The organism is Pedobacter sp. ASV28, from assembly GCF_016428855.1.
GTDB lineage: Bacteria > Bacteroidota > Bacteroidia > Sphingobacteriales > Sphingobacteriaceae > Pedobacter.
The window spans coordinates 19,806-34,909 of record NZ_JAELTN010000036.1 but is presented as its reverse complement, the minus strand read 5'-3'; the positions used below and the strand labels follow the sequence as shown (position 1 = coordinate 34,909).

Annotated in this window: 18 protein-coding genes; 5 read left to right on the top strand and 13 right to left on the bottom strand. The window is 40.5% G+C overall.

Translation table 11 applies throughout. The features are described from left to right. Positions 1–5 precede the first annotated feature (5 nt). From JHD79_RS14005 to JHD79_RS13995, 3 genes are all read right to left on the bottom strand, one after another. Entirely contained in the window at positions 6–1,256 is a 1,251-nt protein-coding gene (locus JHD79_RS14005) for a relaxase/mobilization nuclease domain-containing protein (RefSeq protein ID WP_199119928.1), read from the bottom strand. Then, entirely contained in the window at positions 1,241–1,633 is a 393-nt protein-coding gene (locus JHD79_RS14000; RefSeq protein WP_233164707.1) for a plasmid mobilization relaxosome protein MobC, read from the bottom strand. The genes JHD79_RS14005 and JHD79_RS14000 overlap by 16 nt, the downstream gene beginning before the upstream one ends. Before the next feature lie 124 nt (positions 1,634–1,757). Next, positions 1,758–2,672 (bottom strand): CHC2 zinc finger domain-containing protein, encoded by a 915-nt coding sequence (locus tag JHD79_RS13995; protein ID WP_199119926.1) that lies wholly within the window; start codon positions 2,670–2,672, stop codon positions 1,758–1,760. 225 nt (positions 2,673–2,897) lie between these two features. Between JHD79_RS13995 and JHD79_RS13990 the strand changes: the two genes are divergently transcribed. Continuing rightward, complete coding sequence (locus JHD79_RS13990; RefSeq protein WP_199119925.1) at positions 2,898–3,920, top strand: kinase; 1,023 nt, start codon at positions 2,898–2,900, stop codon at positions 3,918–3,920. Positions 3,921–3,932: 12 nt separating this feature from the next. Here the strand turns inward: JHD79_RS13990 and JHD79_RS13985 are convergent, their stop codons facing one another. Together JHD79_RS13985 and JHD79_RS13980 are read right to left on the bottom strand one after the other, a co-directional pair. Then, positions 3,933–4,652 carry a LytTR family DNA-binding domain-containing protein gene (locus JHD79_RS13985; protein WP_199119924.1) on the bottom strand — a complete coding sequence of 240 codons (720 nt, stop codon included), beginning with the start codon at positions 4,650–4,652 and terminating at the stop codon, positions 3,933–3,935. Continuing rightward, positions 4,642–5,298: a sensor histidine kinase gene (locus tag JHD79_RS13980; RefSeq protein ID WP_199119923.1), complete on the bottom strand. Its 657-nt coding sequence runs from the start codon at positions 5,296–5,298 to the stop codon at positions 4,642–4,644. The genes JHD79_RS13985 and JHD79_RS13980 overlap by 11 nt, the downstream gene beginning before the upstream one ends. A gap of 526 nt (positions 5,299–5,824) precedes the next feature. Here JHD79_RS13980 and JHD79_RS13975 point away from each other — a divergent pair. From JHD79_RS13975 to JHD79_RS13965, 3 genes are all read left to right on the top strand, one after another. Continuing rightward, the gene (locus JHD79_RS13975) at positions 5,825–5,974 is read left to right on the top strand and encodes a hypothetical protein (RefSeq protein WP_199119922.1); all 150 of its coding nucleotides are present in this window, start codon (positions 5,825–5,827) and stop codon (positions 5,972–5,974) included. Positions 5,975–6,382: 408 nt separating this feature from the next. Beyond that, positions 6,383–6,664: a hypothetical protein gene (locus JHD79_RS13970; RefSeq protein ID WP_199119921.1), complete on the top strand. Its 282-nt coding sequence runs from the start codon at positions 6,383–6,385 to the stop codon at positions 6,662–6,664. A gap of 185 nt (positions 6,665–6,849) precedes the next feature. After that, a complete protein-coding gene (locus JHD79_RS13965) occupies positions 6,850–8,271 on the top strand; it encodes an ion channel (RefSeq protein ID WP_199119920.1) in 1,422 nt (473 codons plus the stop codon). A 168-nt stretch (positions 8,272–8,439) separates the two neighbouring features. Here JHD79_RS13965 and JHD79_RS13960 read toward each other — a convergent pair whose 3' ends face one another. The 3 genes from JHD79_RS13960 to JHD79_RS13950 all read right to left on the bottom strand — a co-directional run bounded on the left by JHD79_RS13960 (position 8,440) and on the right by JHD79_RS13950 (position 11,777). After that, positions 8,440–9,669 (bottom strand): DUF1016 N-terminal domain-containing protein, encoded by a 1,230-nt coding sequence (locus JHD79_RS13960; protein WP_199119919.1) that lies wholly within the window; start codon positions 9,667–9,669, stop codon positions 8,440–8,442. A 47-nt stretch (positions 9,670–9,716) separates the two neighbouring features. Continuing rightward, complete coding sequence (locus tag JHD79_RS13955; RefSeq protein ID WP_199119918.1) at positions 9,717–10,952, bottom strand: hypothetical protein; 1,236 nt, start codon at positions 10,950–10,952, stop codon at positions 9,717–9,719. Between the two features lie 222 nt (positions 10,953–11,174). Further along, positions 11,175–11,777, bottom strand: a complete 603-nt coding sequence (locus JHD79_RS13950) for a hypothetical protein (RefSeq protein WP_199119917.1) — start codon at positions 11,775–11,777, stop codon at positions 11,175–11,177. 225 nt (positions 11,778–12,002) lie between these two features. Here JHD79_RS13950 and JHD79_RS13945 point away from each other — a divergent pair, with 225 nt between their 5' ends. Next, entirely contained in the window at positions 12,003–12,347 is a 345-nt protein-coding gene (locus tag JHD79_RS13945; RefSeq protein WP_199119916.1) for a hypothetical protein, read from the top strand. A 179-nt stretch (positions 12,348–12,526) separates the two neighbouring features. On the opposite strand, the gene JHD79_RS13940 is transcribed toward JHD79_RS13945, so the two are convergent. From JHD79_RS13940 to JHD79_RS13920, 5 genes are all read right to left on the bottom strand, one after another. Then, the gene (locus JHD79_RS13940) at positions 12,527–13,288 is read right to left on the bottom strand and encodes a hypothetical protein (RefSeq protein ID WP_199119915.1); all 762 of its coding nucleotides are present in this window, start codon (positions 13,286–13,288) and stop codon (positions 12,527–12,529) included. Between the two features lie 176 nt (positions 13,289–13,464). After that, positions 13,465–13,764 (bottom strand): hypothetical protein, encoded by a 300-nt coding sequence (locus tag JHD79_RS13935; RefSeq protein WP_199119914.1) that lies wholly within the window; start codon positions 13,762–13,764, stop codon positions 13,465–13,467. Between the two features lie 104 nt (positions 13,765–13,868). After that, positions 13,869–14,246: a hypothetical protein gene (locus tag JHD79_RS13930; protein WP_199119913.1), complete on the bottom strand. Its 378-nt coding sequence runs from the start codon at positions 14,244–14,246 to the stop codon at positions 13,869–13,871. A 100-nt stretch (positions 14,247–14,346) separates the two neighbouring features. Then, on the bottom strand, positions 14,347–14,715 hold the full coding sequence (locus JHD79_RS13925) for a hypothetical protein (protein ID WP_199119912.1): 369 nt from the start codon (positions 14,713–14,715) through the stop codon (positions 14,347–14,349). Positions 14,716–14,743: 28 nt separating this feature from the next. Next, the gene (locus tag JHD79_RS13920) at positions 14,744–15,079 is read right to left on the bottom strand and encodes a hypothetical protein (RefSeq protein WP_199119911.1); all 336 of its coding nucleotides are present in this window, start codon (positions 15,077–15,079) and stop codon (positions 14,744–14,746) included. Positions 15,080–15,104 lie beyond the last annotated feature (25 nt).

Genomic DNA, 15,104 nt, shown 5'->3' with positions numbered 1-15,104 from the left:
TCGTCTTATTGATTAGGATTGATATTCTTTTTCTTCTTCTTTTTCCGCTTTGATCGCAAGGGATGGGGTACACTTTCGTTAAGGTGTTCTGCCTGCATAAGCAGCTCCAATACATCGGGCATGTCTGCATTTGTTGGGGTTGATGGGGTAGTGGAGAAAGGTTCCTGAAGTTTTTGCACCACTGTTCCCGTAGCGGGTTTGGGTGCCATTTCCAACTGTTCCTGAATGGCATTTGCGCTATATTGTTTGCCTAATGCACTGCCATTGAACACACATTTATTCATATGGTCTACGTAGGTGATGCCGTACAACCTGCCCGTTGCATTGATACGGGCAATGGGCCTTATACCCGACTTTTTCAACCTGTTGTCCAATACCTGCAGACTGGTCAGTCCCTTTGTTTTCAGTGCCAGGTCAATGGCCATCTTTACCTTTTCTGCAAATGGTTTACGAGCTGCGTGATTAACGAGAAAGCGCTTTTCTAGAAAGGTGCGTGTAGGCCTGTTATGGAAAAGACTGGCCTTTATGGGTACCCCTACCGGCTGTCCATTACCGTCCAATAGCCTATAAAAAAGTCCTTTGTGCTGGCGTGTACGTGAAGTTTCGCTACCCGGATCTGCATGGATATTATAGCCGTTCAGCACGGCATTGAGTTCGGTTAGCGATGTATATTTATAGGTATTCAGTACATGCGAAAGAATGTTGGCAATGGCACGGCGGGTATCTGTTTTGCCATACTGTATCTTCTCTATGTTGAGCGGCTTTAGCTGGAAGACTTCTTTTTTATGGTCTTCTGCCTTTACCAATCCATAGCGTTGCTCAATATCTTTTCGGGCCTTTTCAGAAACAGTTCTGCCGATGTTCTGCATACGTATGCCCTTGCCCTGGGCGTTTACCAAAGTGGTGGCAATGTGTATATGCGGATGCCCTGCATCATTGTGCTGATAGACCAGGTAAGGCTGCCCGCCAAAACCAATAGCCTCCATATATTCGTTGGCAATGGTCTTTAACTGTTCACCGTTCAGTTGTTCACCTGGGGCGAAATTGAGTGAGATATGTACGCTGTTACGGGAAATATTGGGGTTGCGTTCGGCAGTTTTCAGGAGCATATTAAGCCGCTGTACCTCGCTCATCTTACCGGTTTCCATTGGATAGTTCTGCGCCATAAGCAGCGTTGCAACACCTTCCTTTACCTTGTTCTCGTTGTAGTGAAATGTGCGCCTAATGGAGTGTCCAGTCTTTATGATTGCAACCATTGTCCCGCACATTTATTCATGAAATCCCTCATGTCCTGCACCTCTTTCAGCAGTTTGCGCTTGTCCATTTCATAAGCGGTAAACAGGGCGGAAAACTCTTTGTCATGCCGTAGCGTATGCAGTTTGTGCACCACTTGGTTAAAGTTGTTGCCTATACCATTTAATGTTTTTATCAACTGTGCAAACTCCGTTACCAATGCATCTGTGGTAAGGTTGCGGTAGCCGCCAATCATGGGCCTGCCCAATAAGATCTTACGGCTATAGTCGCTAAGTTTGCGTTCTGTAGTGCTGGCAAAGGCCTTGTTAAGCTGTGTATATTCTTCTTCCGTAAGGCGCAGGTGTAGCCATTTGTTGCGGTTGTTCTTCTTCTCTTTCATCACTAAATCTTTTTCACGTTCAAGCCCCCGACTTTGGAGGAAAGGGCTATCAATTTTTCTGCATTGTGATACAATGCGACATCTTGCAGTTTCCGGTACGCAGGGAAACTCCCTTTAAGAAATTTTATAAACCTTTACGTGGCTTCTTTATCTTTTGCTGTTGCAACTGGCTATCGGGAGTTTGCAGCTTGCCGAAATTGCAATGAAAATCATTGAGGTCATCATGGTTGCGGTAAAGGGAGCTTTCGTCTATATAGCTTTTGCTAAGTGAGGTAGCATAGGTGGTAAATTCCTGGCCCCGTTTACCTTGGTCAAGATAGAGGTGTCTTTGCTGGTACTGTTCCATTACAGGTCTTGCCCTTTCAAAAAAAGAAAGAGAGTTGAGGATCATAAAATCGAAGCTATTTTCGGGGAGGTGTTGGTGCAGTGTCCTGAACGAAAGAAAATCAAAGAAGCCTTCAAACACACAGATATTTTGTGCACCGTTTTTTATGCTGGTAAAGCCCTTTGGTGAACTGCTGATCTTTACATGAGCGTTGCGTATTTCAAAACCACCAAGATCGTTCTTAAAACCAATGCCATAATACTGCTTACCCTTCATGGTATAGAGCACTTCTCTGCAATACTTTTCGGCAATGGCCAAGGGTATGTTACGTTGCTTAATGTAATTGATAAGAGCATAAGACCAAATGCTTCGTTCACCAACAATTTTAATAGCCCTTTCTTCTTCGACAAATGTTTTTTTTACAGATCCAGGTTTTTGCATGAGTAGGGTTCCCTTCAGGCCCTGCAAAAATTCTGCAACGGTACAATTGTGGTAGCGCATGGCAAAGTCTATAAGGTTGCCTCCCTTCCCTTCGCCCCAATCGTACCAAACATTCTTTTCCCTGTTTACTTTGAACGATGGTGTTCTCTCTTCCCTAAATGGGGAATGGTACCAAAAATCATTTCCCCTTATATTTTTCGGCTCTATGCCCAATTGCGCCAGGTAATGCACCAGGTCAATGTTCCTGATCTGTTGCCAATCTATGTTCTCCATTCCTTTTCACTTTTATCTCTTTCACTATCGAAGTGATACAAAAGTAAAAAGCGCTGTACATAGACAGGCTACCCCCTTAAATTCTAAGGAGGTAAAATAAAAGAGGCCATAAGCAGATCAAACTGGTGAAAAGAAAAAAGCGCTGCGCTATAGCCATTGGTCGTGGGTATGAAATGACTTTAAAAATAATTTTATAGATTTAGGTGAATATCAAACCTACTTTCTATGGCCGATCATCTCTTGTACTTCCCTTATATTAACCTGCCCGAAAATAACTGGACCTTTCGCTCACTGTTATATTACGACACCATAAGTGCCATTGTACCCAGTGATCATGTCCATAATCCTAATCTATTAGATCCTTTTATGAGGGAATTGGTTCGGGAAAACCTTGTGATACCGTTAGATCCTATGGAGACCCTTGATCGTCCGGGGCACCTCACAAAACCATTTATGGACTTTATACAAGCCCCAGGGTATGGTATCAATTTGAAAAGACAAAATTTCAACAACCAACAGCAGGGCAGCCAACGACCGTATGGTCATACTTTTTCAGGACATCATGAGCCATCGTTAATTAGTAGGGAGAAATTCAATGCTGATCTGATGTATAACCTACAGAAACTTGGCTTGGCAAGACCGCATCACGATAACTTTTATGAAGTAGAAAAAACAACGGCCAATTACCTCATGTCTTATCTGAGCAACATTGTTGCCGATAAACTCGAGCTATTGCCAGTAACTGATATTGGTTTCAAAAGGCCGTCATTTATGCTTTCCTATAAGAAAAAACCGATTGATGAGCAAGTAACGATAAGGAGAAATACCGCCTTAGCTAAAATTATGCCTGGGCCTGCCTATATTGAACTAGCACAATTGCTAGATTTTAAGATTAAATATCAAAATGAACTTAGGGTATTTCGCAATGTGATAGAACAGATAGCGTTGGATGACCGCTACGACAACGAGGAGTTGATGCGTAATAGAGTAGAAGAACTCAACCAATACAAAGAGCTGCTTACGGCACGAATGACCGAAAGCAATTGGAAGGACATTGTATTTAACACCGTGTTTGGGCTGATCAATGCAGTGATCGGGATCTCTACCGTCGGTAATTTGAAGGGGGCCATATTGGGTGCGCCAGGTTTTATCAACTCGGTATATTCGGCCTTAAAGCTAGAGAACCCTGAAAAGATATACGATACTACAGGCATGAAATACCTTGCCCTGGTCCATAAGAAATTATAAAGGTACCCTGTATCATCTCGTTCCACCGCTATTAGTGGCCTTCATAAACTCGTCCCTATAATTTTTACCCAAGGGTATTTCGGTATTCTTACCAATTACAATGGTATTGCCAAAAAAGCGGATGATCTTTGCAAGGTTCACAATGAACGACCTGTGCACTCGCAAAAAATCCCGGCCCAACTGGTATTCCATTTCGCTCAGGCTAATGTGGGTCTTAATAGATGGCAGTTTTTCAGAATAGACTATACAATAGTTTGAACTGGCCTCTACGTGGGTAATGTCCTTTAGCTCTACATAGGTGATGGCATTGTTGAGGCCGTGGCGCAGGGCGATCTTGCCACCTGTAGCTGGAGTAGGTTCACTGGCTTCGGCCACATACTTTTTAATGCGGTTTATACAACTTGTAAAACGCATATAAGATACAGGTTTAAGCAGATAGTCTATCACGCCCAATTCATAGGCCTGTAGCGACTGTGTATCATTGCCAGTAACCAGTACAATCTTGGCCAAATGGCCTGCCTGCGCTGCAAAGTCAAGGCCGTTTATTTTGGGCATCTCAATGTCCAGAAAAATAATGTCGGCAACAATCTCCCTTGACAGAATTTTGCTCAAGGCCTCCAATGGGTCGGTAGCCGAACCCACCAGTTCCAGATCAAGGGTACGTTCTATAAAGCCCGAAAGAAATTCAACAGCATAGGGTTCATCGTCAATGACGAAGCATTTAATTTTCATAGTTCAGCTCAATTTCAAAGTAAAGGTGATAATGGTTATTTTTTACAGATGACCGCAAGGTATAACGGTTGGGATAAAGCAGGTCTAAACGTTTGGTAACATTGGCCATTCCAGTGCCTGTGGTTCGGTAAACCGGTTCGGTTCTTTTAAGGTTTCGTACCTGCATGGATAGTTTTGGGCCATGAATTTCTATATGCGCAGTGGCCGGATCTTCCTGTATGGAAAGATCACCATGCTTAAAAATATTTTCTATAAAATTGATGAGGATACCCGATGGCAGTTTCAGGCCAGCGGCCGCTTCATCCTGGTTTATGGTAAGTTCAAAAAATTGCCTATTGTCGTTGCGCAGCCGAATAAGCGTTACATATTGTTCGATATAAAACAATTCCTCTTGCAAGGGTACGGCATTGTTTTGGGCGGTAGCCTTTAGGGAGTAGTGCATAATCTCGCCCAACAACTGTACCGCCTGTACAGCCTTGGCAGAACCTCGCTCTACCTGGTACTGGATAAACTGCAGCGTATTGAACAATAAGTGTGGGTTGATCTGTGAACGTAAAAAGGCATTTTCCAACTCGGCCTGGTTGCGCTCCTGTTCCATCAATTGAAGTTCGTGTTGGCGGGAAATTTTGGCCTTTCTTATACCCAAAAGAGTTTGGTAGTAAGCATAACTAAATCCGGAAATGTAAAACCAACGGACCAATACTTTTTTATAAAAGACTGACCTCGTTGGAATATAAACTTCTCCGCTCCTGTAGTATTGAACAATTATACAAGCTAGTGTTTCCGCAAGAAGAAAACAAGCTGCATAAAGTATGAACCTAAAAATAACCTTGCTCCACCTCTTGTTTCTTTCAAATTTTATGGGAAATAGAAAGTAAGCACATAGATAAAAAAATGGAACATCAGCAAGGTAATATATCAATTCGGGCACGAGTAATTTGTGGTAATATATAAGTATAGTACCCTGTTCATATGCAATCACAGCCAATACAGCGAAGAAATGGTTCCGAAATGTTCTTTTTGCTATCATAAAACGTCTATAAGCGGTCTTCTCAATTATTTTCACATCAGCAGAACTGTCATTTACACAAGGACAGGTGCTTTCTGCATAATACCATTGGGCAAAACATATATCATGATTAATTTAGTTATGAACTTTAAAAACGGAGATTATGAAAAACCTAAAAATTCAAAAAAAGACCCTATTCAGCTTTAAGAGAAATGTAGACGCTGCAAAAAGGGGAGCACCAAGTGATCCACCAACCACAACAATTGCCTCAATGTATCCAACTTGTCCTGCAGGTACTGGTTTTGTGAAGTAGGACCTGAATGTTTACAAAGCTATATGTGAACACTTAATTCTTAAATGTAGATGCATTGGCAAAGGATAGGATTTAGGAATGAACCTATCCCTTGCACTTCTTCTTCAAGTTACTCTCTTTTTCATATTCAATAATTATTTGGGCATGAGGATTTACCCCTATTTTTAAAGATAAATCCCTCTTCCTTTTTCCGTTCTTATTCAATACGGCTATGCCTTAGTGTTTTATCATTTCCCTATTTCTTTTTCAATTACAAAGACCGTTATAGCAGGCTTTGGGAGTAGAACAAAAAGATTAATTTCTACCAAGGGTAAATACGCAATTTGTTTATCGAGTACCTGTTTAAATTCTAAGGAGGTGAAAGCCATGTCCCTTTGCTAAATTTGAAGAAATTAAAATGTGGTAAAGATGACGGGGAGCGAAATGACCAAACTGTACGATACACTGCTCTGTGTACCGGGAATGAACGAAAATGTAAGATTGAACCAGGCCATAAGCCGTAAGCAACTGCTCTTGTTGAGCCAGGTACTGGAAGAAGGCCTACAGGCAGCCGCCAAGGACAAGGGTAGCGTGCTTTCCTTTTTTCCGCCAGAAGCAGGCAGTGAACTGCAGGCCATTATTGGCGATTGCCTTGAAAAAGCTGGACTTAACGGCCTGAATGAAAAGCTGAAGGGGTTTAGTGCAAAATAGCTTTTCGCCTAGGGCTTGTCTAAGTTAAATGGGCAGGCCATAAGGTATCTTTTCAATAAATATGAAATATCAATAATAGTTTGTCGGTGGAGATAATAACTAAAACTTTTAATATCTTGTTAGATGATGGTTGTCAAGAAAGCTAATAATAGGGATATTAATAACTAAAAAAAGACAATAATTTAATGATTAAGCCAGCGGATCTGTGGAAATTACCACCTTTGGAATTTAACAAATGGAGACGTGAAAATGACCTTAAACATCTATTTGATTGTTTTCAAAAAACACTTCCACATTTTGACGAGTGGCTACACTTATATGAATTTTCAATTGATTTTATACTGAACACAAATAAGCCTGGCTCTTTTTTCTATTGGAATAAAGAAACTATTTTATTCAAGACCAACGAATATGGAAGTGACGACTATTTTTTTGTTCCAATTGAAGATAAGTCCCACGATAAAAGATTAAAAAAAACATACGAAGGAGAAAAAGAAAAAACAGTACAGTATAGATTTAAGCCTTATTTTTTTTGGGCCAAGGAAAAACTAAAAACCGACAAAATTGTAAAAACAAACTTTAATGGCGAATTTGATACTTTTAGATATATTGCTTTTAACACCCCCGATGCTCCAGAAATTTGTAGTGCGACAATATCTCCAGGTATAACCGTTTTAAAACTGGGCGGAACAAAGATCAATGGATGGGATGATATATTATTCCGCAACCTTGATTTTACAGATTTGGATTTTCTTGAAATTGAAGGAAAAGATAGTTTGAGTAGGGAAACTAATATATTTTATTCTAGTTGCAGGCATTTGAAGTTCAATAACTGCATCGTCAATTTCTCCAAATTTTACGCCTGTCACTTTGAAGAGTTAAAAAGTCTTAACTCTCGTTTTTATTGGACAGAATTTTATGATTGCGACCTTTTTGCTGCTGAGTTTGAAAACTCATCGCTCATAAACTTTATAGTCAAAGATTGTTCGGCTTCTAGGTTTTCATTCAATAGAGTTGAGGTTGACAACTTAATCTACACGCCTCCAAAAAAAGAATGGCATACGGGAGTGGTTAGAACATATGGCATGACAGCAGAAAATTATAAGAGATTTAGGGTTTTATTTCAAAACAATGGTCATAGAAAGGAAGCAGGTGAAGCATATTATAAAGAGCGATACTATGAACTGAAATACAACTTTGCACAGTTAGAATTTAAGAGAGCGGTTGAGTTAATCTGGAAAAATCATTTTGATAATGGCCTAGTAATGCTAAAGCATAATTTTTCAAAATTAGGTTCTACTATTTCAGATTTTCTTTCTTATTTGCTTTGGGGTTTTGGAGAAAGACCTTTTAGGACTTTTCTATGCTCTATGTTCATTGTGTTTGCTTATACCGGTTTGTATTTTATATCAAATATTGAAGACATTCGTGGTAACCTGACCAATTCATTTTATCTTTCATCAATTATGTTTACAACTCTTGGCTTTGGGGATTATAAGCCCTTTCATGTTGGTGAGTATAAATTATTATTAGCTTCTGAGGCATTGTTGGGGGCATTTACCTTTGGTTTATTTATAGCTGGTTATGCAAACAAGTCAAAATACTAATCTCACATTTTTTTAACTTCAAAAAGGAAAAAGATGATCAGGTTGGTGTGGCCACTTAGCTAGGTAGTCACACTAGATTTAATAAGAAATCAAATCCAGCGCTTCGCTCTTCTGTAATGACAGATATACCGACTTCCAAAAATCCGTTCTTAAACTAAAAACTACAGGTTAGGCATCTTTCAAAAAAGCCGTAATATCCATATTTGCAAAAATATTCATGTTCATGTCGGGTTCTGTGCTTATTTGCTGCTCAACTGCTAGGACTGTCGTCACTACCTTAATATTTCCTTTTTTTGATATGACCTTACGGATCTTTTCAGGAGGTTCGGGCGTTTTTGTTAAATCACTCACTGGCTTAGGACTTGTTTTTCCTTCGGCTATATATGTTGCTAGCTGTTCGGGCGTTAATCTTTTCTCATAGGCCACTGTAGCATATCGTTCCCTTTCCAATTTGTCAGCAACAGTTAGCAGTACCTTAATGTGGGCAAAACTTACTAAGTCGAGAAAATCGGCAAATTCATTCTGGTAGGCTTCTGCAAATTTCAGGCAGGCCAAAAGCCATGCCTTGTCTAAATAGCGGTTGTTAAGTTGCGTGATAACCTTGTTTAGCACTTCGTCCTGTGTCATTGTAGTTGCTATGGCCACACTTGCAGTTGACACTTCGCGACCTATCTCCTGAAATGCGTAATTGAGGCGTGACTGTAAAGCGTCATAGCAGAGCGCTTGAAAAGCGTATACACGTTCCTGAATGTCCGACAACAGTTTCACTTCCAGTTCATCCTTTAGTCCGGTATAAGAAACCTTTTCTTTGGGTATGAGCAAGCTCCGAAAATCGTTGGCTTCTTCCTTAAAGAATAGGTCAACATCCATGATCATTCTGTGATGCAAGTCTTTATGATCTATCCGTAGGTAATGTAGGTCCTGTTCTGCTCCATCTTTGAACGTAGGCGTATCCTTATCTATAAGGTCCTGTAGCTGATCGGGAGTTAAAGATTTTTTATACATAAGAAGTATGTAATGTGTCCATGCGTTGGGGTCTTGCAGTTGGTTAAGCACCCTAATGTATTTCCAACTTACCTTTGACGTAATGGCCTGTAGTTTTACACAAGAACATACGTTAGAAAAATCTTGCATAATGGACAGGTTTTCTGCAGAAAAGCATGTACCATATACCGGCATGAGCGTAGCGGCCACCCCTTCTCTTATCAGTTGTGCCGGTGTAGATTTTTTTTCGTACAGGGCATTGTTCAGCAGGCCTCCAATAGACCAAAATAATTCCAGTATTTTACTGTTGACCGATAGGAGTGTCTTATACTGTTTCGACTTGATGACATCTACTATATTATCTATGCGAAATTCGGCATAATCTTGGTCGGTGACTATCTTCTTCCTTTTCATCTATTTTATATACTCGTCTTTTAATGCTTAATACCTGTAGCTAATGCTTATAACGGAACAGTCATAGGTGCAACGTATCTGAAAGGTATTTGGCGTGTTCTACTTGAGCCATTAACGTAAGCCCACCTATAATTTACCTCACACCTCCACCAAGCTGTAAATGAGATGGCACTGGTTATAAACGTACCTTCATCTTTATCGACCAAACTTACCACTCTTACTACTGTACCCCATGTTGGATGGGTATAGGTTATATCGGATGGCTCAACTGTAACAGGCAGTGCTTCAAGTTCAGCTATTGAACGGCTAACGGCGTAATAAACCAAACGGACCCTACACGTGTATAGGAGTGGTGTAGGTACGCCATATGCAGGCAGTGGGTTATTGTCTGCATCATATTCGGTCTCCATGTCTTCGGTAATCTGCAGATCGTCATGATCCCAGGACTGTTCGTTAACTGAGCTTACCAGTACTGTACTCAACGTGGCATCAATAGGGTCATCAGGGTCGCCACTATCTCCGCCTATGCCACCGCTGCCGCCACCGTCCGGATCGTCTGTTACTTCGTCATCGCATTCGGTATAAAGATACTCGGAAGTCTGTAAGAAAATTGTTCCATCTTCCCTAAAGTATGTGGTTACCAGGTAATATGCATAGCATCGCAAAGTGCCCCTGGCCATAGGGTCGGCACCTGCAACGTCACCCTTTTTTCGGGGGCTGGCATAAGAAGCCAACCTGTTGTCCTTATATTCCAACTGATAAAGCAGCTTGCCTTTCAGGTCGAAGAATTTGTACAGTCCGTTATCTTGTACGGGTTCATTGTTAATGATTTGCTGTAAGGTTCTGTCTCGCAGCTTGTTTGTTTTCTTGCCGCCTTCCGGCATAAAAGCAACGACCATTGACCATCGCAATTTGCCGTTGTTGCCCTTCACCACAAGCAGGTTGAGCAGGTAATCATTGGCGAGCTTTAATTTTTGGTTGACGGCCCGGTTTAGTGGAATGACGATAAGATCTTCTCCATTCTTCCGTTTTTCCACATGGAGATTTTCATATACAAGGTTGTTTTTAATGAACTGCACGTTTCCCGTTTTTATTGGGCTGCTATATTGGTGGTCATCTATCCAACCCAAGATTTCTTCTTTTTGTGCAAGTACGGTTTGTGTCTTTTGGCTCCTTAACAGGTCTTCTGCATTTTCGGAGAGGTCATTTTTTCGGCAGGCGAAGGTTAAAGAGATGAACACGGCAATTAAGGCCAGGAGTGAGCGTTTTGAGCGATTTTTCATGAATGTGGTAAGCGCTAAATAAAAACTGAAGCGGACTAATATAGCAATATCAGCATGATAATTTCAAATTGTTTTTGATTTTTAAATTGAAACCAACAAGGTAAGCGGTGGAGTTATTGGAGGTATGCAGGCCAAATGGAATTTCAAAAAAGCGTGTATACCACACCCTGAAAACACCGCTTCGCACTTGTGAGGTGAGGAATAATATTTAACACAGTGCTATCAAAATAGTGTTAGCTGCACCTGTGCATTTTGGAAAGCGGCAATATCGGCAAGTGTTCTGGTAATAATGGGCTGTTTATAGTTCAAGGTATCGTTATTGCCCAACACTTTGGTGAAACGGTTCTTCAGGTCGGCAATACCAGCGGCCAAAGCTTCGTCTCTGCCAGATTTAGGTTGCTGATATACGGATAGCCCCCAGGCACCACCAGCGGTACCAAAACTATAAAACAGACCGTATGTCCATTTATGGTTGGGTCCCCTGCCCAGGGTAAGTGTGCTATGTTCGCCGTAATGCTGCTTGTTTCCGAAAACAAGATCTTCTGTTTCCAAAAATTGGGCACGTTTGAGCCATCCATATTCATCAAAGATAATTTCATCGAAGCCAAACTTAAGTCCATTGCGGTAGGCATATGTATTCAAATAGATATGCTTTAGGGAATGGCCGAACTGGTTGAAATGGTTGAGCATTTGGGCATCACCTTTTTCAATAGCGGTGAGTATTTCTTTAACGATTGCCTGTTCGTGTGCGCAAAGGTGATGGTCTTGTAAATTGTCGAGGACTTCTTTTTCAGATTGGAGGGTTAGGCTGAACTTTTTCATCATAAATCTATTTTTTAGGCAATGGGAATAATGGAGATGCGGCCAACGGTCAAGGGCGGCTGGCACAGCCGTTCATATACCCTTTACGGTTGGGTACGCATCGGAATACCTTTGCCGAAAAAAAATAAAGGGATGGAAAAGTTGGCCTTTCCCATCAAAAGGAGTTACTTGTATATTCATCAAGCCCACATTTGCCAAATCGTTAATATTGCCTAAAGTTTTTGAAAAATGGAAGACGTGAATAAGCAAGGCCAACCGTCGGGACAAACCATAGACATACCATCTACATTGGAAGAAGCTGCAAAGGCACTACGAGATGCAATTAGCGAATATAACATGGCCAGGAAAAAAGTGGACGAATTGAAAAAAGCATATTTGGCAATGGGTGGCACCATTGAGCGCAAAGACCTGGGGCCAAGAAACCTGCTGCTCTATGAGCAGTACAAAGAAGGCGTTTCCCTGAATGAACTTAGCAATACTTTTAAACTTACGCACGAAACCATAAGGAACATAATCGGCCGGGAGAAAGTCGGCGAAAGTCGGCGTACTAGATCAGGTAAATCCGTTATTTGAAAATAGGCTATGAATTAGCTTTAGAAAAACGATTATATAGAATTTGGTACTTAGTATTTTATCGGACTGTTCAGGATTAGTGTTTTAATTTTCAAAAGCAATTGGATTAGAAAAAGAAAGCTGATTTGCATACTTTCCCCCTTTACTCTTCTTTCAAATTTGCTAAAAATGATTATATATTATTGACGTGTATAAATATCCTTTTTTTGGTCATTTTGGTTACTAACAATGATTTGATTTTCTCCTTTCAATATTATTTCGGGCTCGTCATCACAACTTGACATAGCATTATGTTTAGCCTTAAGAATACCCTGTTTTAATTTCCCTACATAGTATGCGCAATTCTCTAACATATTCATGTGGTTATTGACCTCCATTTCTTTCGTAAATTCTTTAGACCAATCAACTGATATGGAAAATTGACCTTTGTCATAGCTTATGATATAATATTCTCTATTGTTACTTGAATTAGCTTTCCATTTACCAATAAATTTTTTATAATCATTCTCCAATTCGCTAGTTGTGCTATTTGTGTTCTTTTGTAAATCATTTAATAATAGCCATCCGCTTATTTCTTTTCCCGATGGGGATATATAAATGGTATATCCGAAATCTCCTTCCACTTTGTTAACTTTGATTTCCTCTCCATTTACTACATAACCTTTTCTAATTGTTTTTAAATCTGGTGAGTTGAAGAAATATGATTTTTCAACTTTAACGATATATGTGTTAGCGGATTTGGTAGAAGTATTCTTTTTAGAGTTTGATGTTCCATTATCTATGGCCAAATCTTTATATATTTCTTTTTCCTTTAGTTCAAGTTCTTTCTCCTTTATCTGTAACTCTTTTTCCTTAAGCTCTAATTCTTTCTGTTTAGTGGTATTTTGACCGCAAGCGGCTAGCAAAATTGTAATGATCAGGATTTTGACAAGGTGGTTCATGATAGTGAGGTTTTGATAAAGAAAACTAAAATTGTTAGAATGACAAATTCTGAATGGAAATCTCAGTAATATAATCTATCCTATTGTTTGATAGAATAAAATCTAAGGATCAATGTCTTATAGCAAGCAACATCAAGAATAGCTAAAAAAGATCATTGGCGGATTTTGCCAATGGCCTATTGCCCGGGGGTTTCCCTGATCTGCTCCTGCCTGTATTTTTCTGCGGAACGTTTATTGAACCATTCCACGGCATACAAGAAAAGACCGGCCAAGAGCAAAAGCGTGCCAATCAACTTTAGGATTTTTTCAAACAGGGTAGTGGCCAAAGCCCTGTTATAACTATCGTAATGCTGTAAGCCTCCAACTCCACGACGGTTAAACCTATTTCGGCCAACGATATAGCGAAGGATCAGGCCGACTGCTATCAAAATAATTCCGTACCACTGTACGGTTGTTATTGCTAATAATGTTTTCATAGCTTTAAGATTTAAATTTAGCTAGACATCCCTATGCGGCAATACATAGCTAAGGTATCAATTTTGAAAAAAAATATCAAGTAAAAAGGTTATTGTTAAGCTCTTTAACCAATAGCATGGCTATCCCTACATTGTTGCACCAGTTCAGTAGCCTGCTGTTCTGTTGCACATTTTTTGATGTCGGCCACCAATTTTTCAATGGCCTCAATAGGAATTAGCGGTGAAAGGGTAAACTCCAAACTCAGGTCTTTTATCCTTATCAATACTTCATAAGGCCGGGTCATGTACCTGCGCAGTTTGAGGGCCTTTAATGCGGTATCAACATTACCTGTAAGCTCATATTGTTGCAACAGTTTTTCCATCCGTCTATACCTGCCAAAGCGGGCCAGCGAACTTTTAACCGCTCGTTTCTTTTTGCGGCTGCGCAGCCGCAGATCATCCACAAATTCCTGAAAGCTGTAGGCAGGATATTCCTTTTTCATAAGTTCAAAGGCAAAGATCGGCGCTTGCCGAAACAAGCGCCTGGCTTTGCGCAGCCTACGAATATGGAACAGACGTTCGGGGGAAAAAGGTCTATATTGATCAATCGTTGCCATAATTCCATCTCTTATCTATGACCAGTTCCCGAATGGTCTCCTGATCATAACCGATCTCGTTCAGCTCTTTTTCATAGGCGGCCATCTTCTGTTCAAATTCCCTTTGCCCCTCTTCACCCCTTAACAATAACCTATGTGCGGTACTGTTCTTTACCGCCTTGCCAATTGCCTTTATTAATTCCTTTGCATAGCGTTTCTGTTGTCTGTATTTGGGTTGGTCGGTCCAAATGACAAACTGGTTAAGAACATCGAGAAAGACAAAGGCTTTCAGGAAATCATTTTTTCTTCTTGCTTCTACGTACCTGTTATACAGCCAGTCCGTAAAGTCATAATTTGGTGTTGTGTAAGCCATCATCGTAAAATTTAGGTGTTAATCAATGGAACTAAGCGGGCAAAAAGTCATGCCCCACTTGCTGCAACAATTTCAATAGGGCGATCAAATCCCAATGGCCTATCTCATTATCTGAAATGCAGGAAGAAAGATGTTTTTCTTCCAGGTCGTCAAATGAAGTATCCAGTACAGGCTGTTGCTCTTCGTCCAAACGGATGGCCAGGATATAATCTTTTATGTCCTCACGGAAGGAAACGAAATTCAATTCTTCCATTGCCACAGTGCGGCCGACCTGCCCTAACTGTCCGGCTATACTTTCCGTGACGTCGTTTTCAAAATTGGCCAACTGTTCTTCCAGTTCGGCCAAACCTTTAGGTTGTATTTTCATTGCTTTAAAAGTTTATGGTTGATTA

Excerpts from the sequence above, each read along its gene's own strand:
- JHD79_RS13925 (WP_199119912.1), bottom strand. The coding sequence starts at position 14,715 with ATGATGGCTTACACAACACCAAATTATGACTTTACGGACTGGCTGTAT.
- JHD79_RS13995 (WP_199119926.1), bottom strand. The coding sequence starts at position 2,672 with ATGGAGAACATAGATTGGCAACAGATCAGGAACATTGACCTGGTGCAT.
- JHD79_RS13935 (WP_199119914.1), bottom strand. The coding sequence starts at position 13,764 with ATGAAAACATTATTAGCAATAACAACCGTACAGTGGTACGGAATTATT.
- JHD79_RS13945 (WP_199119916.1), top strand. The coding sequence starts at position 12,003 with ATGGAAGACGTGAATAAGCAAGGCCAACCGTCGGGACAAACCATAGAC.
- JHD79_RS14000 (WP_233164707.1), bottom strand. The coding sequence starts at position 1,633 with ATGAAAGAGAAGAAGAACAACCGCAACAAATGGCTACACCTGCGCCTT.
- JHD79_RS13965 (WP_199119920.1), top strand. The coding sequence starts at position 6,850 with ATGATTAAGCCAGCGGATCTGTGGAAATTACCACCTTTGGAATTTAAC.
- JHD79_RS13970 (WP_199119921.1), top strand. The coding sequence starts at position 6,383 with ATGACGGGGAGCGAAATGACCAAACTGTACGATACACTGCTCTGTGTA.
- JHD79_RS13975 (WP_199119922.1), top strand. The coding sequence starts at position 5,825 with ATGAAAAACCTAAAAATTCAAAAAAAGACCCTATTCAGCTTTAAGAGA.
- JHD79_RS13940 (WP_199119915.1), bottom strand. The coding sequence starts at position 13,288 with ATGAACCACCTTGTCAAAATCCTGATCATTACAATTTTGCTAGCCGCT.
- JHD79_RS13920 (WP_199119911.1), bottom strand. The coding sequence starts at position 15,079 with ATGAAAATACAACCTAAAGGTTTGGCCGAACTGGAAGAACAGTTGGCC.
- JHD79_RS13955 (WP_199119918.1), bottom strand. The coding sequence starts at position 10,952 with ATGAAAAATCGCTCAAAACGCTCACTCCTGGCCTTAATTGCCGTGTTC.
- JHD79_RS13985 (WP_199119924.1), bottom strand. The coding sequence starts at position 4,652 with ATGAAAATTAAATGCTTCGTCATTGACGATGAACCCTATGCTGTTGAA.
- JHD79_RS13950 (WP_199119917.1), bottom strand. The coding sequence starts at position 11,777 with ATGATGAAAAAGTTCAGCCTAACCCTCCAATCTGAAAAAGAAGTCCTC.
- JHD79_RS13990 (WP_199119925.1), top strand. The coding sequence starts at position 2,898 with ATGGCCGATCATCTCTTGTACTTCCCTTATATTAACCTGCCCGAAAAT.
- JHD79_RS13930 (WP_199119913.1), bottom strand. The coding sequence starts at position 14,246 with ATGAAAAAGGAATATCCTGCCTACAGCTTTCAGGAATTTGTGGATGAT.
- JHD79_RS13960 (WP_199119919.1), bottom strand. The coding sequence starts at position 9,669 with ATGAAAAGGAAGAAGATAGTCACCGACCAAGATTATGCCGAATTTCGC.
- JHD79_RS14005 (WP_199119928.1), bottom strand. The coding sequence starts at position 1,256 with ATGGTTGCAATCATAAAGACTGGACACTCCATTAGGCGCACATTTCAC.